Consider the following 398-nt stretch of genomic DNA (forward strand, 5'->3'; position numbering starts at 1 on the left):
AACTCACGTAGTTCATTTTTTATGAGGGTTGTACTTTAAACTGTACTCAACACTTTATTTAACCGACCAATACTGCTGCTAGAGGAACTGATATGAAAAATAGAACCGTGGCGTACTCCTTCATGTGATTGATGAGCAACCTGTTTATGCGCAGCTTTAAGGGCTTCTTTATACTGAACGCTTTGCTGCTTATTGTATTCAGGCATTTCTTCTAAAATGGCATGCTCCAATGTTTCGTTCTTCAGTCCTTCTATCACATAAACTACGTTTCTTACACCATCCTTAGACCAGTATTTCCCGTGTCCTTTTACTCGGTAACTATAAGGTCTATGGTTACTCTCGCATGTTCCAATGCCTCTAAGATTCTCTCCAAGCCCTCTTTTATAAAGAGGCATTAA

The 398-nt window shown here is 39.2% G+C and carries 1 pseudogene; it reads right to left on the reverse strand.

Features of this window, described 5'->3' with window-relative positions:
* Positions 1-35: 35 nt before the first annotated feature.
* Positions 36-398: pseudogene (locus ACEN4I_RS13510) on the reverse strand (hypothetical protein); the annotation flags it as partial.

Source organism: Desemzia sp. FAM 23990 (assembly GCF_045528485.1).
GTDB lineage: Bacteria > Bacillota > Bacilli > Lactobacillales > Carnobacteriaceae > Desemzia.